Annotated in this window: 24 protein-coding genes, 1 tRNA gene and 1 other RNA gene; 5 read left to right on the plus strand and 21 right to left on the minus strand. The window is 42.2% G+C overall.

From position 1 onward, the window contains the following. Positions 1 to 18: 18 nt before the first annotated feature. Positions 19 to 918 carry a zinc metalloprotease HtpX gene (htpX, locus tag D8854_RS06015; RefSeq protein WP_125450202.1) on the minus strand — a complete coding sequence of 300 codons (900 nt, stop codon included), beginning with the start codon at positions 916 to 918 and terminating at the stop codon, positions 19 to 21. Between the two features lies 1 nt (position 919). Next, positions 920 to 1,480: a LemA family protein gene (locus D8854_RS06020; RefSeq protein ID WP_125450203.1), complete on the minus strand. Its 561-nt coding sequence runs from the start codon at positions 1,478 to 1,480 to the stop codon at positions 920 to 922. Positions 1,481 to 1,573: 93 nt separating this feature from the next. On the opposite strand from D8854_RS06020, the gene rsmG reads away from it, so the two are divergent. Both rsmG and D8854_RS06030 read left to right on the plus strand, forming a co-directional pair. Then, positions 1,574 to 2,287 (plus strand): 16S rRNA (guanine(527)-N(7))-methyltransferase RsmG, encoded by a 714-nt coding sequence (rsmG, locus tag D8854_RS06025; RefSeq protein WP_125450204.1) that lies wholly within the window; start codon positions 1,574 to 1,576, stop codon positions 2,285 to 2,287. Between the two features lie 333 nt (positions 2,288 to 2,620). After that, on the plus strand, positions 2,621 to 3,904 hold the full coding sequence (locus D8854_RS06030) for a uracil-xanthine permease family protein (protein WP_185768072.1): 1,284 nt from the start codon (positions 2,621 to 2,623) through the stop codon (positions 3,902 to 3,904). A 48-nt stretch (positions 3,905 to 3,952) separates the two neighbouring features. On the opposite strand, the gene D8854_RS06035 is transcribed toward D8854_RS06030, so the two are convergent. From D8854_RS06035 to D8854_RS06080, 10 genes are all read right to left on the minus strand, one after another. Beyond that, positions 3,953 to 4,711 carry a CPBP family intramembrane glutamic endopeptidase gene (locus tag D8854_RS06035; protein WP_125450206.1) on the minus strand — a complete coding sequence of 253 codons (759 nt, stop codon included), beginning with the start codon at positions 4,709 to 4,711 and terminating at the stop codon, positions 3,953 to 3,955. A gap of 144 nt (positions 4,712 to 4,855) precedes the next feature. Continuing rightward, entirely contained in the window at positions 4,856 to 5,767 is a 912-nt protein-coding gene (locus D8854_RS06040) for a DMT family transporter (RefSeq protein ID WP_125450207.1), read from the minus strand. 9 nt (positions 5,768 to 5,776) lie between these two features. Then, a complete protein-coding gene (locus D8854_RS06045; protein ID WP_125450208.1) occupies positions 5,777 to 6,712 on the minus strand; it encodes a serine hydrolase domain-containing protein in 936 nt (311 codons plus the stop codon). Next, positions 6,709 to 7,434, minus strand: a complete 726-nt coding sequence (locus D8854_RS06050) for a CppA N-terminal domain-containing protein (RefSeq protein WP_125450209.1) — start codon at positions 7,432 to 7,434, stop codon at positions 6,709 to 6,711. The genes D8854_RS06045 and D8854_RS06050 overlap by 4 nt, the downstream gene beginning before the upstream one ends. A gap of 123 nt (positions 7,435 to 7,557) precedes the next feature. Beyond that, the gene (gene gla / locus D8854_RS06055) at positions 7,558 to 8,454 is read right to left on the minus strand and encodes an aquaglyceroporin Gla (RefSeq protein ID WP_000348108.1); all 897 of its coding nucleotides are present in this window, start codon (positions 8,452 to 8,454) and stop codon (positions 7,558 to 7,560) included. 157 nt (positions 8,455 to 8,611) lie between these two features. Beyond that, a complete protein-coding gene (locus D8854_RS06060) occupies positions 8,612 to 9,778 on the minus strand; it encodes an ATP-grasp domain-containing protein (RefSeq protein WP_125450210.1) in 1,167 nt (388 codons plus the stop codon). Between the two features lie 12 nt (positions 9,779 to 9,790). Beyond that, entirely contained in the window at positions 9,791 to 10,531 is a 741-nt protein-coding gene (locus D8854_RS06065) for an esterase family protein (protein WP_042902431.1), read from the minus strand. A 20-nt stretch (positions 10,532 to 10,551) separates the two neighbouring features. Next, positions 10,552 to 11,376, minus strand: coding sequence for an alpha/beta hydrolase (locus D8854_RS06070; protein ID WP_042767727.1), 825 nt, complete (start codon positions 11,374 to 11,376; stop codon positions 10,552 to 10,554). 136 nt (positions 11,377 to 11,512) lie between these two features. Further along, on the minus strand, positions 11,513 to 12,727 hold the full coding sequence (thiI, locus tag D8854_RS06075) for a tRNA uracil 4-sulfurtransferase ThiI (RefSeq protein WP_125450211.1): 1,215 nt from the start codon (positions 12,725 to 12,727) through the stop codon (positions 11,513 to 11,515). Between the two features lie 8 nt (positions 12,728 to 12,735). After that, positions 12,736 to 13,878 carry a cysteine desulfurase family protein gene (locus tag D8854_RS06080; protein WP_125450212.1) on the minus strand — a complete coding sequence of 381 codons (1,143 nt, stop codon included), beginning with the start codon at positions 13,876 to 13,878 and terminating at the stop codon, positions 12,736 to 12,738. Between the two features lie 137 nt (positions 13,879 to 14,015). On the opposite strand from D8854_RS06080, the gene D8854_RS06085 reads away from it, so the two are divergent. Continuing rightward, positions 14,016 to 14,441 carry a DUF6556 family protein gene (locus D8854_RS06085; RefSeq protein ID WP_125450213.1) on the plus strand — a complete coding sequence of 142 codons (426 nt, stop codon included), beginning with the start codon at positions 14,016 to 14,018 and terminating at the stop codon, positions 14,439 to 14,441. Positions 14,442 to 14,485: 44 nt separating this feature from the next. Here the strand turns inward: D8854_RS06085 and D8854_RS06090 are convergent, their stop codons facing one another. From D8854_RS06090 to D8854_RS06105, 4 genes are all read right to left on the minus strand, one after another. Beyond that, the gene (locus D8854_RS06090) at positions 14,486 to 16,792 is read right to left on the minus strand and encodes a DNA translocase FtsK (protein WP_125450214.1); all 2,307 of its coding nucleotides are present in this window, start codon (positions 16,790 to 16,792) and stop codon (positions 14,486 to 14,488) included. Between the two features lie 86 nt (positions 16,793 to 16,878). Then, positions 16,879 to 18,831 (minus strand): fructose-specific PTS transporter subunit EIIC, encoded by a 1,953-nt coding sequence (locus tag D8854_RS06095; protein WP_125450215.1) that lies wholly within the window; start codon positions 18,829 to 18,831, stop codon positions 16,879 to 16,881. After that, a complete protein-coding gene (gene pfkB, locus D8854_RS06100; RefSeq protein WP_125450216.1) occupies positions 18,828 to 19,739 on the minus strand; it encodes a 1-phosphofructokinase in 912 nt (303 codons plus the stop codon). The genes D8854_RS06095 and pfkB overlap by 4 nt, the downstream gene beginning before the upstream one ends. Further along, positions 19,736 to 20,476, minus strand: coding sequence for a DeoR/GlpR family DNA-binding transcription regulator (locus D8854_RS06105; RefSeq protein WP_125450217.1), 741 nt, complete (start codon positions 20,474 to 20,476; stop codon positions 19,736 to 19,738). Before D8854_RS06105 ends, pfkB begins: the two co-directional genes overlap by 4 nt. Before the next feature lie 161 nt (positions 20,477 to 20,637). Here D8854_RS06105 and D8854_RS06110 point away from each other — a divergent pair. Continuing rightward, a tRNA-Ser gene (locus D8854_RS06110) sits at positions 20,638 to 20,725 on the plus strand. Between the two features lie 78 nt (positions 20,726 to 20,803). Here the strand turns inward: D8854_RS06110 and D8854_RS06115 are convergent. The 5 genes from D8854_RS06115 to D8854_RS06135 form a co-directional block, all read right to left on the minus strand. Then, a complete protein-coding gene (locus D8854_RS06115) occupies positions 20,804 to 22,138 on the minus strand; it encodes an Nramp family divalent metal transporter (RefSeq protein ID WP_115904757.1) in 1,335 nt (444 codons plus the stop codon). 420 nt (positions 22,139 to 22,558) lie between these two features. After that, positions 22,559 to 22,906: a transfer-messenger RNA gene (ssrA, locus tag D8854_RS06120) on the minus strand. 60 nt (positions 22,907 to 22,966) lie between these two features. Next, a complete protein-coding gene (locus D8854_RS06125; protein WP_125450218.1) occupies positions 22,967 to 23,602 on the minus strand; it encodes an SGNH/GDSL hydrolase family protein in 636 nt (211 codons plus the stop codon). 1 nt (position 23,603) lies between these two features. Then, on the minus strand, positions 23,604 to 24,431 hold the full coding sequence (locus tag D8854_RS06130) for a Cof-type HAD-IIB family hydrolase (protein WP_125450219.1): 828 nt from the start codon (positions 24,429 to 24,431) through the stop codon (positions 23,604 to 23,606). Between the two features lie 23 nt (positions 24,432 to 24,454). Then, the gene (locus D8854_RS06135; protein ID WP_125450220.1) at positions 24,455 to 25,771 is read right to left on the minus strand and encodes a CapA family protein; all 1,317 of its coding nucleotides are present in this window, start codon (positions 25,769 to 25,771) and stop codon (positions 24,455 to 24,457) included. A 154-nt stretch (positions 25,772 to 25,925) separates the two neighbouring features. Between D8854_RS06135 and def the strand changes: the two genes are divergently transcribed. Then, positions 25,926 to 26,537 carry a peptide deformylase gene (def, locus tag D8854_RS06140; RefSeq protein WP_125450221.1) on the plus strand — a complete coding sequence of 204 codons (612 nt, stop codon included), beginning with the start codon at positions 25,926 to 25,928 and terminating at the stop codon, positions 26,535 to 26,537. The last annotated feature ends 25 nt before the right edge of the window (positions 26,538 to 26,562 follow it).

Below are 26,562 nucleotides of genomic sequence, written 5' to 3' on the forward strand. Positions count from 1 at the left end.
GATTTCTCTGGATTCTTTTTACATCTGTTTCAAGCGTTCGATTCGTTCTGAGATAGGTGGATGGGTATAAAAGAGTTTTTGAAGTCCGCCACCTTTCTTAGGATCATTGATATAAAGAGCGCTGCTGGCATCGTCAACATGGTGATGCATCGGCTCGCTATTCTCCAACTTGCGCAAGGCATTGATCATCCCTTGAGGATTGCGGGTCAGCTCCACACTGGAGGCATCCGCCAGAAATTCTCGCTGACGGGAAATGGCAAGTTGCACCAAAGTTGCTGCGAGAGGTGCTAGAACAATGGCTAAGAGAGAGATAACAAGCATGATAATCTCCAAACCATTTCCATCGCGATCATTATCACTCCGTCTGCGACCTGCGCCACCCCACCACATCATCCGTCCTGCCATACTAGACAGAAGGGTAATGGCACTGGCAAGGGCGACAGCAATGGTCGAAATGCGGATATCGTAATTCCGAATGTGACTGACTTCATGACCCATGACCGCTTCTAGCTCCTCACGGTTCATGATGGCTAGGAGACCCGAAGTGGCCGCAACTGCCGCATTCTGCGGGTTAGAACCTGTTGCGAAGGCATTTAAAGAAGAATCCTCAATGATGAAAACACGTGGCATGGGAATCTGAGCGACCATAGCCATATCTTCCACTACATGGTAGAGGTCTGGTGCCGTTTGCTCATCAACCTCACGCGCTCCATTCATAGACATGACAATCTCTGTCGATTGAAAGATCATAGTCAGAGCGTAGATAAAACCAATAATCAAGGCAATTATCATGCCCCCAAGACCTGAACGCATAAAGAGATAGCCAACCGCATAACCAACCAAGGCCAAGAGTAGGAAGAAAACCAGTAATAAAATCCAGGTTCTTCGCTTATTGCTCGCAATTTGATCAAACAACATCTTAGTCACCTAAACCGCTAAAGTCAACTTTAGGAACTGCCTTTTCCTCTTCAGGTGTTTGAAGGAAGTCTGCAGCTTTAAAGCCAAATAGTCCTGCGATGATGTTACTTGGGAAGGTTTCTAATTTTACATTGTAGTTGCTGACAACACTGTTGTAGAGTTGGCGTGAATAAGAAATTTTATTTTCTGTATTGGTCAACTCTTCTTGCAATTTGATAAAGTTAGCGCTAGCTTTCAAGTCTGGGTAATTCTCTGCTACTGCAAAGATACCAGAAATCTGGCGGGTAAGGGCATCACTGGCCTTCATAGCTTCAGCTGGCGAGGTTGCTGTGGCTACTTGTCTACGAAGTTCTGTCACTTTTTCCAAGGTAGAACTTTCATATTTGGCATAGCCTTTGACTGTTTCAATCAAGTTTGGGAGGAGATCATTACGACGCTTCAACTGAACATCGATCTGGCTCCATGCCTCCTTGGTCTGCATACGATTTTTAACCAAACCGTTATAGCTAACAATCACAAAAATAACAATCAGAGCCAAAACTCCAAGAATAATCCAAATCATAATCTTATTCCTTTCTGCTTTTAGATTAATACCAGTATATCAAAATTTTAATGAATATGGTAAAATAAGATGATACTAGAGAAGGAAACTACTATGAAACCAGAAACATTTTACAGCCTACTAGCTGAGCAAAATCTTCCACTTTCTGACCAGCAAAAGAACCAATTTGAACGCTATTTTGAGCTCTTGGTCGAGTGGAATGAAAAGATTAACCTGACCGCTATTACGGATAAAGAAGAAGTCTACCTTAAACACTTTTATGATTCTATTGCGCCTATTCTGCAAAACTTAATTCCCAATGAAACTATCAAACTTCTTGATATCGGGGCTGGGGCAGGATTTCCTAGTCTTCCTATGAAAATCCTCTATCCTCAGTTAGATGTGACCATCATTGATTCGCTCAATAAGCGCATCAACTTCCTTCAGCTTTTGGCTCAGGAGTTGGATTTGGATGGTGTTCACTTCTACCATGGGCGTGCAGAAGATTTTGCCCAAGACAAGAACTTCCGTGCCCAGTTTGATATGGTGACGGCTCGTGCAGTTGCTCGCATGCAGATCTTGTCCGAACTGACCATTCCTTACCTTAAAGTTGGTGGAAAACTATTGGCGCTCAAGGCCAGCAATGCTCCTGAGGAATTGCTAGAAGCCAAGAATGCTCTCAATCTCCTTTTTAGCAAAGTCGAAAACAACCTCAGCTACGCCCTTCCAAATGGAGATCCCCGTTATATCACTGTGGTAGAAAAGAAAAAGGAAACACCTAACAAGTACCCAAGAAAGGCTGGCATGCCCAACAAACGCCCGCTTTAATCCTATCAATAGCGCGCCCTTGTTTAAAGTTGAGTAAAAATGATTTACAAAATCATTCCTCGCTCTTACATTTTTAGGCTCGGGAAAAAATGATTTACAAAATCTGCCTCGCTCTTTTATTTCTAGACTCGGGAAAAATTCGTTTACAAAACGAATTTTTTCTGCTATACTATCCTAAGCAAAGGTTTTTAATGTCATCCCGTGAGGTGACAAAGACGCAGAAATATATGAAATTCTTTAATGAGATACCCCTCTCTTTAAAGAAGTCTTACTCTGAGAGCCTGTTGCTGTAAAATAATGGGCTCTTTTTTGATGCCCAAAAGTGAGGTTTATATGAAACAAGAATCAACTGTTGATTTGTTACTAGATGTTGATCAACGTCCTTCTGCTGGGAAAGGTATCCTCCTTAGCTTCCAGCACGTGTTTGCCATGTTTGGTGCTACCATTTTGGTACCATTGATTTTGGGAATGCCTGTATCCGTTGCCCTCTTTGCATCTGGTGTTGGAACCTTGATTTATATGGTTTCAACTGGCTTTAAAGTTCCAGTCTATCTCGGATCATCCTTCGCCTTTATCACAGCCATGTCCCTTGCTATGAAAGAGATGGGTGGGGATGTATCTGCTGCCCAAACAGGAGTGATCTTGACTGGTTTGGTCTACGTCCTTGTTGCTGCTGGTGTTCGTTTTGCAGGTACAAAATGGATTGATAAACTCTTGCCACCAATCATTATCGGTCCTATGATCATCGTTATCGGTCTCGGACTTGCAGGTTCAGCAGTTACTAACGCTGGACTTGTAGCGGACGGAAATTGGAAAAATGCTCTTGTAGCAGTTGTTACTTTCTTGATTGCTGCCTTTATCAATACTAAAGGAAAAGGCTTCCTACGAATCATTCCTTTCCTCTTTGCCATTATCGGTGGTTATATCTTCGCTATGATGCTTGGTTTGGTTGACTTTACACCAGTCCTAGAAGCTAACTGGTTTGAAATCCCTGGTTTCTACTTACCATTTAGTACAGGCGGAGCCTTTAAAGAGTACAACCTCTACTTTGGTCCTGAAACAATCGCTATCTTGCCAATCGCTATCGTAACCATTTCAGAACACATCGGTGACCATACCGTTCTAAGCCAAATCTGTGGCCGTCAATTCTTGAAAGAGCCAGGTCTTCACCGTACACTTCTCGGTGACGGTATCGCAACATCTGTATCTGCCTTCCTCGGTGGGCCAGCTAATACGACTTACGGTGAAAATACAGGGGTTATCGGGATGACCCGTATCGCTTCTGTCTCAGTTATCCGTAACGCAGCCTTTATCGCAATCGCGCTCAGCTTCCTAGGTAAATTTACTGCCTTGATTTCAACTATTCCAAATGCTGTGCTTGGTGGTATGTCCATCCTTCTCTACGGGGTTATCGCCAGCAACGGTTTGAAAGTCTTGATCAAAGAACGCGTTGACTTCAGTCAAATGCGTAACCTCATCATTGCTAGTGCTATGTTGGTACTCGGACTTGGTGGTGCCATCCTCAAAGTAGGACCAGTTACGCTTTCAGGTACTGCTCTATCAGCCATGACAGGAATCATCTTAAACTTGATTTTGCCACACGAAAATAAAGACTAATCATCTATACACACAAAATCCACTCAGTTGAGTGGATTTTTCTGATTCTTACCTTCCCCAAGCAATCAGGAGATACATGAGACTAGACCCAAACATGTCTGCCAGAGCATGCATGAGGAAAAATGGCAAAAGATTTTTAACCTTATACTTGTATAGAAAATAATAAAATAAACCATAAACTACACCAATAACCAGTGCCCACACCAATCCTTGATAAGTGTGAAAAGAAATCCGAATGAGGGTAGAATAAAACAAAACCCGCCACTTGTGCTTTTCTTTCACTGAGGTCAACAACCCTAGAAAGAAAAACTCTTCATAGAAGCCATTTAGCAAGGCATAGGCAATTGCCATCGGACTAAGCGCTAGGAACTTCCGTATAACTTCCATGGGATCTATGTGGGCAAAAAGGGCTGGATTAAAGTAATTGTATTCACCAGTTAGTGTCGTCACCAAGTCTCCAAACAATCCCACAATGGCAAATATAAATGGAACCCAAAAGAGAAGGGACCAGGTCCAACGAATAGGAAGCTGATTGAAATCATAATTCCGAATCAAAAGGTAAAGCAAGGCCAAGGTCAGAAATATCACTTGCAGAGTGAAGTTGCTCGAATAGGCTGCTCCTTCGCCGACAGTATTACTTGCCGTATCCATTGTAGTTGACAAACCTGTCGGAAACATACTTGATAAAAAGAGCTCCGCTGAACGAATGATAAACAGGCCAAACATTAGAACTGTGATAATCAAAATGTCAAACCATCTCAAGTAGCGCAAGGGCTTAGTTGGGTGAATGCTTTGTAAAATTTTCATATCTCCTCCTTCTAGCAGTTAAAGATTGGTTTATTGTAAGAAAAGAAACTTAAAATTTTATAAAATTCCACTCCCATTCCTTATCCGTAATCAATATTTCGATAGGATATTCAAACCAACCACTTTTTACGAGTAACTAGTTTCTCATTCAACCTTCTGTTTGTTTTCTATCAACAAATCTTTCAAAGAAATGATGGTTACCGCAAGTAAAATCATGGCCATACCAACAAAATCAATCGCGTAGAATTGCTCCTTCATAATCAGAAAGGCAAAGAAAACGGCTGAAATTGGCTCTATGGAAGCCAATAAACTAGACTTAACTGGTCCTATCAGACTAGCTCCTTTTAGAAAAGCGGTGTAGGCGAAGACTGTTCCGATGATGATAATGCCAGCAAATGCAAAGAGAAAATCCAAGCTGGTCGGTATGCTAGCCTGCAAAACTCCTGTGAAGGGAAGAGCCACAACACCAGAAATAACCATGCCCACACCAATCACCAACATGCTTCCCCATTTCTTAATCAAAGTAATAGGAAGAATGATATAAAGGGCATAGGTCAAGGCAGAAAAGAGTCCCCAGAAAAGACCAGCAGGTGTGACAGACAACTGGTCAAGTTCCCCATGAGTCGCGATAAAAAAAGTCCCTCCGATTGCTAAAACAATCGAAACAATCTCAGCCAGTGTTGGTGCCACCCTATCCTTGATACAAGTATAAATCAAGATTCCAACAGGACATACATACTGGAGAACCGTAGCCGTTCCAGCATTGGTTTCCTGAATGGCAGAAAGATAGGCAAACTGGTTTAAGAAAAGTCCGAAAACTGCAAATAGCAACAGAAGTAGTAGACTTTTTTTATCTTTTAAAAAAGAAAGGAGTTTATCCTTTGCAGTCGCATAGGATAAGAATACCAGTGCCAATCCTGCTATGATGAGTCGCAAATTAGTCAAGACTAGAGCGGAAATCCCATGTGCCATCAGGTATTGGCCACTGGTTCCAGACAAGCCCCAAGCAATCCCTGCAACTACTGTGAATAGCGTTCCTTTTACGGTTTTTGACATGCTTTCTCCCTACTCTCCCCTACGAATCATATCCATGACTTGGTTTCGATCGATTATCCACTGAGCACGCTCATCCTTCTCATACGTTCGATTGGATAAAAAGATAGCGGCTTCCTGTTTATCTCGATTCCACATGATGAAGGTACCTGTATAGCCTGTATGGTCTAGCCAAGCCCCCTCCAAATTCCAGGCTAGGGACCGCTCCTTATCATCTAAGGGTGAAAAATTGCGGATCAAATCTGCAGCAAAATCATCTTTCAAGTAATGTTCCAGAAAGATTTGCAAATCCTTAACAGTTGAAAACAAACCTGCACTTCCTGCGTGTTTGCCCAAAAGACGAGCTTTGGGATCGTGGATGTTTCCGGCTTCCACTCCTCTCACTGTTGGTACAGCATGCTCTACGGGGCCAAACTTGGTTTCCGTCATTCCCCATGGGTTCAAAACTTGTTCTTCTATAATCTGATCCAAGTCTTGTTCAAAGATTTTTTCCAAAAGAAAGCCCAAGAGTAAAAAGTGAACATCCGAGTATAGAAAAGCAGACTGATTTCGTCTGTTGAGGTGAAACATGGCTTCTTTTAATTCAGGAGCTGTCAAGAGATCCCGATTGGGAATAAAGGGATCTAAGTCTGTAGCATGGGTCAGAAGTTTACGGATAGTGATATCTGGGTAATCACACTCAGGCAGAAAATCCGTCACTGGTCGGTCAATATCTAATATGCCCTGCTGCCACAAGAAGGTAAGAACCGTCCCTACTCCCACAACCTTACTCACACTGGCTAGGTCATAGACTAGCCCGGACTCTGTTTTCAAGCCCCGTTCTGGATCACTCAAGCCCAGATAAGACTCTTTCCATTCACCATCCTTATAATACGCAAAAGAGGCCCCGGGATAGACCCCTGCCTCAATTTGATCTTCTATTTTTCTTAGAATTTTTTCCAACTTCATGCTTCTTCAAACCACAATTCGATATTATTGGTATCTTTACCAAGGAAGAATTTTTCAGACTTGGGAACAAAATAGCCTGTCTTTTCGAATTTATGACGAAGACTGGTTAAATCAAAATTCTTTACTAAAAATTTCAGCATAGACAAGTCCCAGGTAACATTGTTTTCAACAGTCAAATCTGGACCTTGCCCTTTAGTAAAGATAATTGCTGGCGCTACTCCTTCAGGATCAAGTAAACTCTCTGCCCCTTCAGGTAAACGTAACTCCATAGAAACCTCAAATTGGCTCACGTATTTTATACTTGTATTTGAATAAAATTCAGGAACAGTTTCCAGTGGAACCAAGTCTCTTATATCATTTTCCGCATGAACAAGGATCACATCCTCTTCAGGAGAAACAATCTCAAAAGCATACCCTCGGTTTCCTTTAAACAGACGAGGAAGAGACTTCATTTGAGAAAGAAGGGCCTCGATTTCAGAAGGATTTTCAACCTTTATCAAGAGTCTAGCTAGCTTCTTAAGTCCTTCAACTCTGCGTGTTCGCATGCTTGGAGCCTCTTCTAAAATCAATCTCTCCGTACCTGTCTGATCACCTAAGGAAAGAAAGGCAGACTCTTCCAGCAAAGGTTTCATCCTCAAGGTTTCAATGTAAAATTTTTCATTTAATTTTCGATTATTAACTTTCAAAGTCGGAACGATCCGAACAATCTCATTCACATTCATAAATTCCTCCAACTCTTTTATTTTAAAGGATTTTGGAATTTTTTACAAGCTATTCCACTTAAATTCTAGAATTTTTTACAAAAATTTTCGACAAAAAAACTGGGATTTCCCAGTTTCATTTTATTATAGGTAAAGTAGTTTAAAGACTGCTACTGCTGCAATACCAGCTGCGATTGGTGCTACAACTGGAACCCATGCATACCACCATTTTGAATCACCCTTGTGTTGACCAAGAACTGATTTTGGAAGGAGTTCGTGAAGAAGACGTGGTCCGAAGTCACGAGCCGGGTTCAAACCAGGTCCAGTAGGTCCACCAAGTGAAGTTACCAAGGCCATAACAAGGAATCCAAGTGCCAAGTGAGCTACAGCAGAAGAACCGTTTGTAGCTTGTGCAAAAATATTGTGGACAGCATTTTTTACATCTGATTCTGCAATTTGTTGGCCTGCTAATGTAGCTTGCTGCACCTGTTGTTGAACAGTAGATTCTGCTACAGCTTTTAGTTCAGCTCCAAAATGCAATTTTGTCAAACCAAGTGCTGCAAAGAAGAGAACAAATGAACCTACAAACTCATTGAGGAAGCCGTTAACAGTAGCTGCGAAACGTGATTCTTTTGTACCGTGGTCGATGCTTGAAATCGTTGAGAAGGTACCCAAGATATTGTTAGGGTTTTCTGTTTTCAAGTAGTATGGACGGTGAGTCGCTACAACCAAAGCTTGACCAAAAATTGCTCCTAAAACTTGCGCAAGAATGTAAAATGGTACTTGATCCCAAGAGAAAAGTCCGCTAACAGCAAGTCCAAGAGTGAAAGCTGGGTTGATGTGGTTACCAGAAACGTTACCGAACATCAAGGCTGGGATCATAACCCCCATACCATAACCAACAGCGATAACGAGCCAGCCACTTTGGTGACCTTTCGTACCTTTAAGTTCAACGTTAGCAACTGCACCATTACCAAGAATGATCAAAATAGCAGTTCCCAAGAATTCTGTGGCATATTTAATAGCCCATGTAAAATCCATTTGATAGATTCTCCTTAAATTTTTTTAGACAATCCTTATTCTATCAATTTTTAGGCCTTTTCGCAACCGATTTTCTAAAAGAATCTCTGGAAAACGCTTTATTTAACTTATCTTTAAGAAAAGGACAAAAGAAGTCAAACTCCTTTCATCCTTTTCGTTACTCTTGACGCTGACCAAAATCTGCAATCATCTGCTCCATCTCTTGGCGACTCGGAGTAGTCAGCATATAAAGGTAGTCACCTTGTAGCTCTGCAAAGGCTGCTGGCATGATTTTCTTGACCTTGAATTGCTGACTGTATTTGGCAAGCAAGTCCTCTTCTGAATAAACATAGTTAGCATTGGCACGACGTGATGTAGCCAAACAATACTGGGGCTCAAACTCTGATGTAGGGAACTCTTCACCCGCGACAATAGCCGCATAACCTCGGTAGAGGTCCAAAGAGTGAGCAAAGTTATAAACATCAATGGTAAAGCCACCTGCAGGACGGTTATTGTACTCAATGGCAATGTAGTCGTCCCCGTCGCGGAAAAACTCGATATGGAAAAAGCGTTCTCTCATTCCAAATTCCTTGACAATGGCCTCGCCATACTTGCGCAGTTTGGGATCCATATCCTTGAGCACATAGTAGGAATTGTCCATCTTATAAATCATGAGATCAAGTGGTGTATGGGCATAATCGAAAGTCGTTGAAAAGACAATGTTGCCATCTCTGTCCACAAGCCCGTCAAAGGTACAGATTTCGCTAGAAGTGACAAATTTTTCAAAGAAATACACGGTTGAATGGTCCCATTCAGCCTTAAAGTGATTTACATCTTCTTCTGTCTCAAGCTTAAAGGTGGCTGCCGCTCCCACTCCGTTATCAGGTTTGGCAATCATTGGTAGACCGATTTCGTTCACAGCTTTATCCACATCTGCTTCCGTCTGGATAACAGCACCAGGTACCACAGGGACACCAGCCTTTTGGAAAAGTTTCTTCATCTCAGACTTATATTTCGTCTTTTTGAGATCCTCTGGTTTGGCACCAAAGACATTAAATTGCTCACGAAGGGCTGCGTCCAGCTCAAGCCAGTATTCATTGTGGGACTCGATGCGGTCGATTGGACCATGCTTGTAGAAAAGAAAGGCAACTGCACGTTTGACTTCATCTATGTTCTCAAGATTATCTACACGGAAATACTCGGTCAAGCTATTGCGTAAAGGTTCATCTAGTTGTTCGTAAGGTTCCTGACCAATTCCCAAGACTGTGATGCCTTTATTAGCGAGCTCGATGGTAAACTGTTGAAAGTTTTGCGGATAGTAGGGAGAAATAACAAGGTAATTCATAGGCAACTCCTTTTATAGATACAGGTGTCCAAGAAAATAGGGCATTTGTTTACGCCACCATTCCCAGTCGTGGGCGACATCGTGTCCCCATTCAGCAAACCAGGCTGGAATTTGTTTCTGGTCAAAGGCTTCTTTGAGCTTGTAGAAAGATGGTAGACCGTCTTGTTCCCAAGCACCAAGTCCCGTACAAACGACGATTTCTGCCTGACGGTAACGATCGATAAACCATCCGTCGTTTTGATTCCAGATATAATCTACTGGCGAGTTTTGGTAAATAGCATCGTCATTGTAGTAATCGCCAACGAAGAAACGTGCGTCGTAAACACCACTGAGAGCAATCACCTTGGTAAAGACATCTGGATGCTGGAGGAAGAAATTAAGTGCATGGTAGGCGCCCATTGAGCAACCTGTCGTCATCATGCCATCAAACCAACCTGTCTTATGCTTGATAAAAGGAATGGCCTCCTCAATTACATAACGTTCGTAGGCACGATGCATCTCTGCTTGGTCGTGACCGTTTTTCCAAGTGGCCAACCAGCTCTCACTGTCCACACTGGATAGAGTGAAGAACTGGACACGCCCTTCCTCGATAAAGGAAGCACAGGCATCAATCATGCCAAAATCATAGTATTCATTGTGACTGCCACCAGATGAAGCAAAAACAACAACTGGAATCCCTGCATGTCCATAACGGTTGAGATACATTTCACGGTTGAGGTGGCCACTCCAGTGGCTGAGGTTTTCAATATGCATTGGCTTTCTCCTTTCTTAACTTACCATTTCTCTGCAAAAAATCGGAGACAGTCTGGTAAATTTTCCGACCAAGGTATTTCACTATGGATAGCACCAGACTGAACTTTTAAAACAAGATTATCCAAGCCTACTCCACCTGCAATCAAATCATGATAATAGCGAAGCGACGAGTCGATATAGGCTTGCTTGATATTGCCAGCCATCAAGGTCTTGTCCGTATCGTCTGCTTCTTCTGTTCCTACATAGATGAAAATGCGCTGTTCAGGGGACAATTTCTTACGCTCGATATAGCGGTTAAAGGCTTCTTGGTGAAGCCAGTTGGCAGATGAGAAGACACCTAGACAACCAATTCGGTCTTGGTATTCTAGTCCGATAAACTGGGTAATATTGCCTCCTAGTGAAGAACCAATCATAGCCGTATGCTGGCGATCAGCTTTGGTACGATAGGTTTCATCGATAAAAGGCTTGACCACTTCCATGACAAACTCAGCATACTCCACGCCCTTACCGCCAAACTGCTGGCCTGGAATAGGAGATTCTTGGAACTTCCAAGCCGCATACTCATTCATCCGTCCCATGCCATCATTGTCAATAGCAACAACAATCATGCGACTGATGTCAGGATTTCGCTTAATGGCTGGAATAATCTTCCAAGAGTGTCCGATATAGGACTCCTTGCTGTAAAAGACATTTTGCCCGTCATGAAAGTAAACAACAGGGTAAAAACGGTCTGTGTCTTTCTCGTAGTCCTTAGGCAAAAGAACACGCACACGACGCTCTTTTCCTGTATAAGGAACCTTGAGTTTATGTTCTTTCATTTTTAAATAAAAGTAGGAATGATTCATTGTCAGAAAACTCTCTATATTCAAAATTTTATCTCATTATACCATAAAAATAGAAAAAAAGTCAGTTAATGTCCATTTTAAGGATAAATAACTAACTTTTTTCATTTGTTTTTCTGAATTCTTCTGTATTTTCTGATTAGAGGAGATTGTCAATTAACTCATCGACAGCATCTTTTTCAGCCTGAGGTGTAATCTCAGTGATCATGATACCAGCCACTGCTCGCTCAACCAAGCCTTCAACATCCATGCGTTTTTCATACTGCTCTGCATTCTCTATCTTAGGATTGGTCTTAGGACGATCAGGCGCAAAAATAGTACAGCAGTCCTCAAAAGGCTGAATAGAAATTTCAAAGGTATCGATTTCCTGCGCGATGTCAATGATTTCCAACTTGTCCATAGTAACCACAGGGCGAATGATAGGAGTGTTGGTCACAGCGTTGATAGCCTGCATGCTTTCCAAGGTCTGGCTCGCTACTTGACCAAGACTTTCCCCATTGATGATAACTAAACCATTTCGTACCTCACGGATACGGTCGGTAATTCGCATCATAAAACGACGGGTCAAGGTCATGAGGTAGGCTTCTGGCGCCTTTGCCTTGATTTCCTCTTGAATCTCTGTGAAAGGCACTTCGATAAACTGGATATTACCACCAAACTTGGTCAATTTACGAGTCAAATCTTGGGCCTTCTTGAGAGCTCCAGGGCTAGTGTATGGTGGGCTGGCAAAGTGAACGGCCTCAATATCTACCCCACGTTTAAGAGCTAGATAACCTGCTACAGGTGAGTCAATCCCTCCTGACAACATGAGCATGCCCTTACCAGAAGTGCCCACTGGCAAACCACCTGCTCCACGAATGGTTTCATAGGAAAGATAAGCAGCTTCCTCACGAATCTCCACCTGAAGAGTGATATCAGGATTTTTCATCTGGGCTTGAATAGTAGGAATTACGTCGAAAACAGATCCACCAAGGGTTTGGTTAAGTTCACGACTGTCGAGTTCAAAGTTGTGGTCGCTACGCTTACTAGAAATCTTAAAGGTCATGCCTTCCCTGTAGATGTCCTGCATAATCTCTTGGACAGCAGCCTTAAGCGTCGCAACAGATTTTTCGACCTTATAAACGGGAGAAAAGTTTTGAATTCCGAAGACTTGTTTGAGAGATTCTGCCACTGCTGTGTAGTCAGCTCCATTGAGGTAAACGTGGGCACGGTCGCGATCAGCGGTTACCTTAACTTGGGGATAGATAGACAAAACGTCTGAAATGTTATTGCGAAGTTTATTGATGAACCGCATACGATTTTTGCCCTTGGTTGACAACTCTCCGTAGCGAATCATAATTTCTGAATACTGCATAAATGCTCCTATCTTACTTTTCTAGTTTGATTGTAAATTAATTTTAGCTTGGTCAAGAATTGCTCGACCTGACTCATATCATTTTCAAGGTCTAGGCTAAGACGCACAGCTGACTGGGCCTTATCTTTGTCCACTCCCATGGCAATCAAGGTACCTGCAGGTTTTCCAGCCTTGGACGAACAAGCAGATGTCGTTGAGATGAAAATATCATAGTCTTCAAAGGCGTGAACGATGACTTCACCACGAACACCTTTGATTCCAAAAGTCAGGATATGGGGGGCAAAGTCTTCCTCATCTGAAAAGACGAAAACATCTGAATAGTCCAGAAGGGCTTGGCGAATGACTGCCTTCATCTGGCTTGTCTTAGATATAAACAGGTCTAGCTTTTCCATAGCCAATCGGAGGGCCTTGGCTGTCGCTGCAATCCCTGCTACATTTTCAGTTGTCGAACGATAATCGCGCTCTTGACCTCCACCTGTCAAAAGAGGCGTAATTTTCTTGCCTGACTTGATATAGATAAATCCAACACCTCGAACTCCGTGAAACTTATGACTAGAAAAGGTCGCAAAATCCACCCGATCCGTCAGATATTTTTCAGTCGGAATCTTAGCAAGTGCCTGAACCGCATCAATGTGGAAGGAAATGGTTGGTTTATCAGCTAAAAGTTCTGAAATGGCTTGAATAGGCTGGATAGAGCCGATTTCATTGTTAACTGCCATGACCGAAACGAGGGTCGTATCAGGTCGAATCAAACTTGCTAGAGCCTTGACATCTACAAATCCTTTCTCATCAACTGGGGCAATATCCACCTCAAAACCTTGACTTTTCAGCCAGAGGGCTGACTCCTTGACTGCTGGATGTTCAACAGCTGATACGATGATGTGCATACCAAACTGTGCTTTTTCAAAGGCCACACCCTTGATGACCCAGTTATCCCCTTCTGTTCCACCAGAGGTAAAGAAGATTTCATCACTTTTCTTGCCAATCAAATCTGCAATCTGTTGCCGGGAAGCATCTAAAATTCGTGTTGCCTGGTCTCCCAAACGATGGAGACTAGATGGATTTCCTACAATTTTTGAAGCAACCTGCATATAGGTATCTAGAGCTTCAGGATAAGGCTTAGTTGTCGCCGAATTATCAAAGTAGATCATGTTTTCTCACGCTTTCTAAAATCACTCCTTCTATTGTATCACGAAAAGAGACCTGCGACAAGAAAGGGAAGTTTCTCTTTTTTTAAGATTTTTTTAAAGAAATGAGGTATAATAAATCATAATCAAAGGAGAGTATCATGTCTAACTATCGTAGAACTTCAAAACCAAAAACAGAACACATCAAAAAAGGATTTACTGTCTTTCAAAAAACGATTGCTACCATCGGTAGTATCCTTGGTCTGATCACCGCTACTATCACTATCATGAACGCCATGGATAATAATAAAAACAACAAAAAGGAACCTACAACAACCCAAACAACTGTTGTCAAGGAAATCCAAAAGGAATCTCCTCAGGAGAACACTACTCCAAACAAGGACAACACACCCACTAAAGAAAATAACCAACAAGAAGAAACTTCTCAATCCAACAAGAAAGAGGAGAAAAAAGAAGAACAGAAAACAACAACTCAGGACTCTTCTACACCAGCTACAAATAAAGAAACAAGCGATAATGGAACACAGTCAAATACGACGAATTCAGAAAATAAAAACAGTCAATAACTGCTAAAATAGCTTCCTTCCATATTTGGAAAGAAGCTATTTTTTTATTGTTGCAATACTTTTCGTGGTTTGGTTCCTTCAGCTGGGCCGATGACACCTGCCATTTCAAGTTCTTCCATGAGACGGGTCGCACGATTAAATCCAACCGACAAACGACGCTGAATCATAGAAGCACTAGCTTTTTGCGTCTCGATAACCAGAGCCTTGGCTTCCTCAAAAAGCGGATCGCCACCATCTTCACCATCAGAGAAATCTCCCTCATTTTCTGGGACATCTCCTGGGTCAAAGCTTTCATCGTAGTCCGCATCAGCCTGCGCCTTGATGAAGTTTACGATACGTTCAACATCATCATCCGAGATAAAGGATCCTTGCAGACGGATTGGATGATTTTCATCGATTGGTTTAAAGAGCATGTCTCCTCGACCAAGCAGTTTTTCAGCGCCATTTTCATCCAAGATGGTTCGTGAATCTGTTCCCGATGAAACTGCAAAAGCCACTCGAGAAGGGACATTGGCCTTGATGAGACCAGAAATGACATCAACCGATGGGCGCTGCGTTGCAAGAATCATGTGAATCCCTGCAGCACGTGCCTTCTGTCCGAGACGGATGATGGCATCTTCCACTTCCTTGCTGGCAACCATCATAAGGTCAGCCAACTCATCCACAATGACAACAATCAAAGGTAGTGGAACCTGTTTGTATTCAGATTGGGCGTTAAATTCCTCCACCTTAGCATTAAAGCCTGCGATATTGCGCACACCGACCTTTGCAAAAAGCTCATAACGATTTTCCATCTCATCCACGACCTTTTGCAAAGCCTTGCTAGCCTTGCGTGGATTGGTCACAACTGGAATCAAGAGATGAGGAATGTCATTGTAAACGGATAACTCAACCATCTTTGGATCCACCATCATAAACTTGACCTGATCGGGTCTTGCTTTCATCAGAATGCTAGCGATAATACCGTTAACTGCGACTGATTTCCCTGATCCTGTCGAACCTGCAACGAGTAGGTGGGGCATCTTGGAAAGGTCAAAGGTGCGAGCAGTTCCATTGACAGCCTTACCTAGAGGAATTTCGAGGAGATTTTCTGGTTTAGTCTGAGACTGTTCCCATAGTTCTCGGAAGGAAACAGTCGCAATCTCAGAGTTTGGAACCTCAATCCCGACTAAGGATTTACCAGGTATTGGAGCCTCAATCCGAACATCCTTGGCCGCCAGAGCTAGTGCCAAGTCATCTGCCAAGTTAGAAATGCGATTAACTCGGACTCCCACTGCTGGCTTGACTTCATACTTGGTCACTGATGGGCCAATTTCAGCCCGTTCTACCGTTACCTTGATACCAAAGCTAGCAAAGGTTTCTTCTAGGATTTTGATATTTTCTCGAACAATCTTCTTTTCCTTGGACTGGTCTTTGGGTTTATCTGGCGCAAAGAGTTGCAAGCTTGGCAGTTTGTATTCAAGGGCTTCTTTGGCAGAAAAATCAACCTGCACCTCTTCATCCTCAAAGTCTTCTTCCACATCTGGAACTTCAAATTCAGCTTGAGGAAGGATAATCTCCGGTTCAATCCATTCTTCCTCAGGAATTGGTGAAACATCGTAGACTGGAACTTCTGATAAGATTTCTCCAGTTTCAGGATCTACAGGAGGATGCGGTAGCGCATCCTGTTCTTCTTGTTCTCTCTGAATTCTTGCTGCTTCTTCAGCTTCTTGACGTGCCTTCTCCTCTTCTCTCTTGATGAAGCGTTCCTGTTTTCTTTGTTCCTGTTTTTCCATGTATGATCTGAACTGCGCCCCAATAAAGGCTGTAACATCATAAATAGACCAAGGACTAACTAGGAGAGCCCCAACTAGAATCAAGAGGACTCCAATAAAGTAGGATCCGATATTTGAAAAAAGAAAGGCTATGGGGATATAAAGTCCGACACCAAGCAGGCCTCCACCAGCGAAACTAGTCACCCGCATACCAGTAAGATCCGTCATAACTTGAGCCAAGGTCCCTTTTAGAACTGACTGCTCCAAGCCAAATTTCCAGACAAGATAGGCCTCAAAAATTAAGAGTAAGCCAGCGAAGATACAGAGAAATCCTGACAGAAGTCCTTCTTGCTTACGGAGCCATTTAAATAGAAAGAGGTAAATGAGGAGGGCACCAATGGCCACATAGGCCAGACTTCCGACCACCAGTCGAATGAGATTATAAAGGGTGATACCCGCCGCACCGAGCTTGAGGGCCGCAATAATCAACAATAAGGCAATCCCTAAGGAAATCAACATTCTCTGAATAGCCTGTTTTCTTTCGAGTTCTGCTTTAGACGGTCTCCGTCTTGTTTTTGTAGTATTCTTGTTTGCCATTCTTCTATTATACCATATTTCACAGCCATTTCGAAAAGAGAAAAAGATTGCACCAAATGGTAACAATCTTTCTAATCTAATACTTTTTATGCTTGTGGTTTGCGTAGGTAACCATAAACCACACCACTTACAATCGCACCAATCAAAACAAAGACTAGGTAAAGTAGGGCATTTGAAGTTAGGGCGATAACGAAGATTCCTCCGTGTGGCGCCATGAGTTTGATTCCAGCAAGACCAACGAGTCCGCCTGCTACTGCCGAACCAAGGATAAAGCTTGGGATCGCACGAGCTGGGTCGGCTGCACCAAATGGAATCGCTCCCTCAGTGATAAATGACAAGCCCATGATGATGTTTGTCAAACCAGAGTTGCGTTCTTCTTTGGTAAATTTATCTTTGAAAAGAAGGGTTGCGACAAAGATAGCAAGTGGTGGAACCATTCCTCCAGCCATAACTGCTGCCATGGCTACAGAACCACCTGAAGAAACAGTCGCTGCAAGCGTACCTGTACCAAAGACATAGGCAGCTTTGTTAACTGGTCCACCCATATCAACAGCCATCATTCCACCAAGAACGATACCGAGAAGGACAGCTGATCCTCCTCCAAGACCGCCAAGGAAGTCATTCATAGCAGTGTTGATTGCTGCCATTGGAATATTGACAGCCAGCATGACAAATCCTGTCAAAATTGTTCCAAGAAGTGGCAAGAGAAGGATTGATTTTGCCCCTTCAAGTGAACGAGGAACTTTAACGTATTTCTTGATAGCAAGAACCAAGGCACCTGCGATAAATCCACCAACAAGGGCTCCTAGGAAACCAGATGACACACCTGCAAGAGTTGAAGTTGCTTCACCACCTGCTGCATAAGGGATTTTACCAAAGGCAAAACCTTCTTTGGCAATGGCACCAGCCACAAAACCAGCAACCAAACCAGGTTTTTCAGCGATAGAGTAGGCTACGTATCCTGCAAAAACTGGAAGCATCAAGCCAAAGGCAGCGCCACCGATTTTCATGAACATAGAAGCTAGCTCATGGTAGGATCCGAGATTGCCAAGACTATCCTGTGGCACACCAAAAGCTCCGTCGATCAAGAAAGCAAGGGCAATCATGATACCACCACCGATAACGAATGGCAACATTTGAGATACACCACTCATCAAGTGTTTGTAGAAAGCACCACCGATACTTTGTTTTTCGTTGCTTGCTGTTGCAACTTTTGCCCCATTAGCAGCACGGTAGATTTCAGCATCTCCTGAAAGAGCCAAGTTAATCAACTCTTCTGTCTTACGGATACCATCTGCAACTGGACGATTGATCAATGGTTTGCCATCGAAACGATCCATTTCTACTGCCTTATCTGCTGCGATGATAACAGCTTTAGCCTTGCGAATATCTTCTGCTGTCAATTGGTTACCAACACCGCTAGCACCGTTAGTTTCAACCTTGATACCAACCCCCATTTCAGCAGCCACTTTTTGAAGGGCTTCTTGGGCCATGTAAGTATGGGCGATTCCTGTTGTACAAGCCGTAACGGCAACGATAAAGTCACCAGATTCATTGGCAGGGGCTTGAACAGGTACTTGATCTTTTTCTGAAGCTTGGTCAAAGAGTTCAATAACTTGGTCAGCAGATGTTACTTGACGAAGTTTGTCAGCAAAACCGTCTTTCATCAAGTATTGAGACAGTTCTGCCAAGGCTGCCAAGTGGGTGTCATTTGCACCTTCTGGTGCCGCAATCATGAAGAAGAGGTCGGTAGGTTGCCCATCCAAACTCTCATAGTCAACACCCTTGTTTGACTTAGCAAATAGAACTGTCGCTTCTTTTACAGCAGAGTTCTTGCTGTGAGGCATAGCAATTCCGTCACCCAAACCAGTGGAAGTTAGAGCTTCACGCACCAAAATTCCTTCTTTAAAGGTTTCAAAATCTGTCACATAACCGTGATCTACCAAGCTTTTAATCATCTCTTCAATGACAGCTGTTTTTTCAGTTGCCTGCAAATCCAGCAACATAACATCTTTTCTCAATAGGTCTTGAATTTTCATCGTTTTTCTACCTCAACTTTTTCATATGTTTCTTTAATAAAATCCGCTGTTGCCAAGTCATCTGAGAAGGTAGTTGCTGTGCCACAAGCAACGCCCCATTTGAAGGCTTCTATTGCGTCTTTTGATTTGACAAATTCACCTGTAAATCCAGCCACCATAGAGTCACCAGCTCCAACTGAATTTTTCACTGTTCCCTTGATGGGTTTAGCGAAGTAAGCTCCCTCAGATGTGACAAGAAGGGCACCGTCACCAGCCATAGAGATGATCACGTTTTGAGCACCTTTAGCCAGTAACTCTCGCGCGTATTTCTCAATTTCATCTAAACTATCTAGTTTAACTCCAAAGATAGCTCCCAGTTCGTGATTATTTGGCTTAACCAAAAGTGGCTGATAGTCCAAACTATCAATCAAGGTCTGTCCTTCAAAGTCACAAACCACTTGCGCCCCTGTCTGACGGGTCAAGGCAATCAAATCCTTGTAGATGACATTACCTAGATTTTTAGCACTTGAACCTGCAAAGACAACTGTGTCTTCGGCTGTCAAACTTGCTAAAATCGATTTTAACTCCTCCAACTGAGCAGGTTCAACATTGGGACCTGTTCCGTTGATTTCCGTTTCTTGGTCTGCTTTAATCTTAACATTGATGCGAGTATCTTCTGCTACTTGAACAAAGCGAGTCTCGATTTCTTCTTTTGCAAGGGTATCTGTGATAAATTTACCAGTAAATCCTCCGATAAAACCAGTCGCTGTATTTGGAATACCCAAGCGTTTCAAAATACGACTGACATTGATTCCTTTCCCACCAGCAAACTTATCATCACTGTCCATTCGATTGACACTACCTACTTCTACTTTGTCTAAGCGGACGATATAGTCAATGGAAGGATTGAGTGTGACTGTATAAATCATGCTTCTATTACCTCCGTTTTTTCTTTAATAGCCTGCAAGAACTCATGCCCTTGACTTGTGATAACGATAGCGCGTTTGAGTGGTGCTACCTTGGCAAAGCAAGTTTGTCCAATTTTTGACGAATCTACCAAGACGTAGGTCTGTTTGGCATTCTCCAAAATAGCACGCTTAACGGCTCCCTCTTCCATGTCTGGCGTTGTGTAGTAGTTTTCATCTACACCGTTCATTCCGATAAAGGCACGATCAAAATGCAACTGGTTAATCTGGTTAAGGGCAACGCCACCGATACATGCATCTGTCGCCATCTTGACACTACCTCCAACCATGACAGTTGGAATCTGTTTTTCAACCAGCTGAACCGCATGATGAATGGAGTTGGTCACAACGGTGATATTCTTATTGACCAATTCCTTAATCAAAAAGGCTGTTGTTGTGCCAGCATCAATAAAGATAACATCTTTTTCCTTGATAAGAGAGGCTGCTTTCTGAGCAAGCAATTTCTTCTCTTGAAGGTTTTTGACAGATTTTTCTTGGATGGTTTCTTCTTCCTGCAAGGAGTGTGGCAATTCTGCTCCACCATGCACACGGCGAAGCTTGTTTTCCACCTCCAACTCATCCAAATCTCTTCGAACCGTTGATTCTGACGTTTCTAGCAAACTAACTAATTTTTCTAGAGAAACTACATGATGTTGATTCAACTCCTCTAAAATCAGTTGCTTCCGCTCAGTTTTTAACACCAAATCACCTCCTGTTATCGTTTACACTATTCATTCTAACACATTTTCTAGCAAAGTCAAGCATTTTTTGTCATTTTCTTTCAAATTCTATCATTTTTCTCAATTCCAACATTTTTATTGCAAGATAAGTGGCTTTATGGTAGACTATTTGAGTAAGTATTGGAAGATTACTCAAGAGGCTTAAGAGGCCGTGTTGGAAACGCGGTAGGCGTGTAACAGCGTGCGTGGGTTCGAATCCCATGTCTTCCGTTTATTTTAAAAAAGATACCCAAGAAATCTTGGGTATCTTTTTTCTTATATGCTTGTTTTATAACTCGGGTGAATTTCTTAGAAAATATCAAATAACAATTTCACATTGAGAATTGTTAAGATAATGGAAACGATATAGCCAAGGATGGTATTCCATTTGGCATTGGTAAATTCTCCCATCAGTGATTTCTTAGAAGTTAGATAAATCAGTGGGAAGATTGAAAATGGAAGAGCAATCGAAAGAAAGACTTGTGAATAAACCAATAACTGATCCAATGTTTTTTCCTGATGACCAAACAGAACCGCTACAATCATGACAGGCAACAAGGCAAAGAGACGAGTTGCCAAACGAATGAACCATTGAGGTAATCTCATATGCAAGAAACCTTCCATAACGATTTGTCCAGTCAAGGTACCCGTAATCGTCGAATTTTGACCACTGGCTAATAAAGCCAAGGCAAACAAGGTTGATAAGGTCGAGCTAGCTATAGCTCCTGCAATAGTAGAATCCTGCAAGGCATTATACATTTGAGAGAAGGCAGAAATCTCAGATGCATGGCCGAAAAAGAGAGCCGCCCCGAGAATTAATAGAAGGGAGTTAACCACAAAGGCCAAGGATAATTGGAGATTTGAATCCCAGGTCATAAAGCGCACGGCTTTTCGAACATCATTCTTGTCCTTGTGATTGATTTTCCGAGTTTGAGACAAGGAAGAATGCAAATAGAGGTTATGGGGCATAACCGTTGCTCCCACGATCCCTAGTGCCAAGGTTAATTGACTTTCATGCCCTGGCAAGGGACTTTCAAATAAGGTTGCATTCGGTAGATAACCCTCAACGATTCCTTGGAAGCTTGGATGTGACAAAGCTACCAGATAGGTAAAAATTGCTAGAATGGTTAAAATCAGTGTTGTCACAATAGCTTCAATCTTCTTAAAGCCAAATTTCATCAGAAGCAATAAGAGAAAAACATCCAACACGGTCAAGAGAATTGCTATCATAATCGGAATCTTAAAGAGAAGATTGAGAGCAATCGCTGAACCTAGAACTTCTGCCAGATCTGTCGCCATCAAGGCTAATTCTAAAATCACCCATAAGCTATAACGAAGCCATTTGGGTGAATGATGACCCGTTGCTTGAGCCAAGTCCATTTGAGTTACAATTCCAAGCTTTCCTGCCATCTGCTGAAGCTGCATAGCAATGAGTGATGAAATCAAGATGACAAATAAGAGACTGTACTTATAGGATGCACCTCCAACCACACTGGTTATCCAGTTTCCTGGATCCATATAACCAACTGCGACAAGGGCACCTGGACCCAAGAAGGCCTTTAAATTTTGCCAGAAATGATTGTTATTTGGAGTATCGATAGATTGATTAATCTCAGAGAGTGACACTTTTTTATGAGAAGACATAGATACTTACCTCTTTCTAAACCTACTTTTTCATTATTTTCTATTAGAGAAAAATAAGATTGACTTTAAACTATTAAAACAATGAAAACTATATGAAAAACATTTAGTTTTTTCATTATTTTTCTTAAGGCACCTTAATATTTTTCTTAAGGCACCTTAATATTTTTCTTAAGGCACCTTAATTATAACACAAAAAATGAAAACTATATGAAAAACATTTAGTTTTTTCATTATTTTTCTTAAGGCACCTTAATTATAACAGAAAATATGATAAAAACTTAAGAAAATTCAGGACTTGATTTAATATTTAGGATACAACAAAATGTTGTATTCTTTTTTTGCAAAAGAATACCAAAGAATAAAATAAAAAACGTTGTAAAAACAACGTTTTAGAAAGATTTACAAAACAATGTAAATTATCAATGGAGCCGGTGGGAGTCGAACCCACGTCCAAACACCTGCCAACATATTTGTCTACAACCATAGGTTATGTATTGTTTTAACAGTCCCTCGACACATAACTCAAGCCTAGAAACTGCGAGTCTATTAATCTCTTATCAAGTCGCTAGACAAGACTTAATCGTATCTCGCTAATCATAAGACCTGTCATTGAACACGAGCAATCCAAATCAGGTCACGCCTGCTGGTTTTTAGGCAGCTAAAGCGTAAGAAGTGTTATTTTTTGCAGTTATATTTAACTGAGCGTTTACGTCGCCACACGGGTTGCAAAATATGCCTCATAATGCCTGTCGAATCCGTAACGACCCCAAAAGACAATAAAACCATTATACCTTATCTATGGTAAAAATGCAAAATTAAGTCGATTCTTTAGAAAAGATATGTTTTCAAGGCTTCTGATAAGGCTTGATAACCGGCTACACTTAGATGGAGGCCATCCGTTGTATAGGCTGATTGAAGTTGCCCTTCTGAATCTGTCAAACTATCATAAATTGGTAGAAAATCTACTTGCATATAGGCGGAGGCTAGAGCCTCATAGGCTTGATTCCATTCTCCAATCTTTTCATTAGTTCGGATATAAACAGTCTGCTTGTATTTCTCTCCCTCATTGACTGGCAGAATGGAAAGCAATTTTATCTCTGTCAGTGGATAATCTCGGGCAATTGATTGAATCACACGCTCAAGATTATCCAAGAATTCATTCATAGGAACATCTTTTCCGATATCATTTGTTCCAATTAAGAGAACTATTTGATCCACAGCATCACCATAAAGATGGGCATCTAGATTCTCTAATAACAGTTTCGTCTGGTAGCCTCGGATGCCACGATTGACAATCGTCTTTGCAGTCCCAAACAACTCTTGCAATGGGTAGTATTCTACAATCGAATCGCCGATAAAAATTACATCTGGCTCTAGAACAGAAACTTGATTCAATTCGCGATACTTGGTTTGAATCTTTGCCTGCTCTTTTAAAAGCCAATTTTCTAATAACTGTACTGCCACCTTATCCCTCTTTCTCTAACCAATTTTCTAGAACCTGATAAACACCCGCCTGGCTATTAGCTGGTGCTAGAGCAGTCGCAACTGCCTTGGCCTCATCATCTGCATTTTCCATAGCATAGGCAATTCCAGCCAGTTCTAGCATTTCGACATCGTTTTCGCTATCACCAAAAGCCATGATTTGTTCTGATGTCAAATCCCAGCGCTTGAGTAATTCTTCCAATCCCCAAGCCTTGTGAACCCCAGCCTGCAGGATATCGATACAGCCATAACCGCTAGAAACAGCCCTTACACGACCATCAAAGAGGTCATTGATTTCCTGCAAAACTGAACTAGAACGTTCTTCACCAACAACCATGCTCATCTTTAACACTCCACCGAAGAGGTCTGAGTTTAGCTCATCCACAAAATTTGTCCTTTGGTAAAGTTTTTCAATCATCTCTGGAGTCATAAATTTTTCCAGGTCTGTAAAAACCGTTCCTTCCTTGACAAAACTCCCATTCATACTGGTAACGACGAACTGATCTCGACACTCCCTCCCTTTAAAATGAAGGAGAGCCTTGTCAACCATAGCATCATCCCAAGTCTGGGCCTGAAGTAGCGTATCATACTCAAATATACGAGCGCCGTTAGCAACAACCAAGATCACTCGACTCGCCAAGTGTTCTAATAATTGCCTCATTCGATGGACCTCATTTCCTGTCGCAATGACAAAACGGATACCTCGTTCATCTAATTGGTCTAAAATCTTTTCTAAACGTGGCAAGTCCAGTTGCCCTCTTGGATCCAGCAAAGTTCCATCCATATCCGTTGCAATCAATTTAATCGTCATCTCGTCTCCTTTAGGGCGAGTACCTACCACTTCAACCCTACATGTTCATTCATTTCTTTATAGGCCGTGTCAATTCGTTCCTTAGTCGCCTCGTCCAACTTGTCACGGTGACTGCCCCCCTCGATGAAGTCCTCTAGGATATAGGTCTGATAGAGGAAGAGCGGATAGCCTTCTGGAGAGTAAGTTCCTTTGGGTGTTCGATTGACCCAAGTCGGATGCGCTTTGGCAGTTTCAATCCTTGTCTTTCCATCTTTTTTCTTAATGGTCACATCCATGAGAACACCGCGCTCCGTCCACTTGGCATTTTCCTCGTCTTGCATGGTTTCAATGCGTTGATTTGAGAGGAAATTCCCCATGGAGTAGATGATCAGTTTTTTATCACCATCTTTTTCAACTGTTTCAGCAGGTTCAACGACGTGAGGATGCCCTCCAAAGATAATATCGGCTCCCCAGTCAATCATCTTGTGGTACAGTGTTTTCTGTTCTTCCGTTGGTTCTAGTTGGTACTCAATTCCCATCTGAGGCATAATAACAGTAATATCCGCTTCCTTCTCAGCTCGTTCAATTTCTGCCTTCATCTTATCTTCATTCAGATCAGAAAGATAGCGATTATAATCCTCTTGAGAGATATACTGCTCAATGCCATTAAAACCGTAAGAATAGGCTAGGAGAGCTACCTTGATACCATTGACTTCCTTGATAACTAGCGGAGCTTGGTCACGGGATTCATGTGTGTAGACTCCTATGGGTGTCATTCCTGCCTTTTCAATAGCTTCTGCTGTCGAAACCACTCCCTCAATTTGAGAATCCAAAATATGATTATGAGCCAAGTCTAGAACTTGGTAGCCTGCATCCTTGATCGCATCCATGACTTCCCCTGGTGCATTAAAGAGAGGATAGCCTGCCAAGTAGTGGTCTTTGTTCACCGTTCCTTCAAAGTCACCAAGCACTAAATCTGCTTGCTTGAGCCATGGTTTTACATATTCAAAATTTTCGTGGAAATCGTAGCTACCATCTTCTTTCAGAGCTGTTCGGTAGATAGGAATATGGTAGAGAAGGTCACCATTTGCCATGATTCGCGCTGTCTTTTCGTCAGAATCATTTTCTTTGAATTGACCAGAGGAACTTGCAGAATCAACTGTTTTACTAGGACTCGTTCCCTTGTTGCCTTGTACTGCTCGAACTAATAAGTTCCCCCCCATGGACAAGGCAACTGCAAGCAATAACACAATAATAAACTGGGCATTGGTCCAGGATTTATAATTCCGAAAGAAACCAATACTTCTCTCCAACAATCCATCAATAGGCCCATGAGACCGTCTATTTTGCCGCTTGTCCATCTGCATTCTCCCTTTCTCTCTTTTGCAAGTCTTTTCTTTTATTATACCACAGACAAAAGGGTATTACAGTTTATTATATGATTTTTATCAACTTCTGTGACTTTCTTTCTGACCTATTTTGTGTTATCATGTAGAGGTAATGAAAGGAGAGAAAATGTCTGCTATAGAACGTATTACAAAAGCTGCTCATTTGATTGATATGAATGATATTATCCGTGAGGGAAACCCTACTCTACGTGCGGTTGCTGAGGAAGTGACTTTTCCATTGAGTGATCAAAATATCATCCTTGGTGAAAAAATGATGCAATTCCTCAAACATTCTCAGGATCCTGTTATGGCTGAGAAAATGAGCTTGCGTGGTGGTGTTGGACTTGCTGCTCCCCAGCTGGATATCTCAAAACGTATTATTGCCGTCTTGGTCCCAAATATTGTAGAAGAAGGTGAAACTCCACAGGAAGCCTACGATTTACAAGCCATTATGTACAATCCAAAAATCGTCTCCCACTCTGTTCAGGACGCTGCTCTTGGCGAAGGAGAAGGTTGCCTGTCTGTTGACCGAAACGTGCCAGGCTATGTTGTCCGCCATGCTCGCGTTACTGTTGACTACTTTGACAAAGATGGCGAAAAACACCGTATCAAGCTCAAAGGATACAACTCTATCGTTGTCCAACATGAAATTGATCATCTAAACGGAATTATGTTTTACGATCGTATCAATGAGAAAGATCCATTTGCTGTCAAAGATGGTCTCCTCATCCTTGAATAAAGAAAATCCCGTTGCAAGACGGGGT

Source organism: Streptococcus mitis (assembly GCF_003943905.1).
GTDB classification, from domain to species: domain Bacteria; phylum Bacillota; class Bacilli; order Lactobacillales; family Streptococcaceae; genus Streptococcus; species Streptococcus mitis_BC.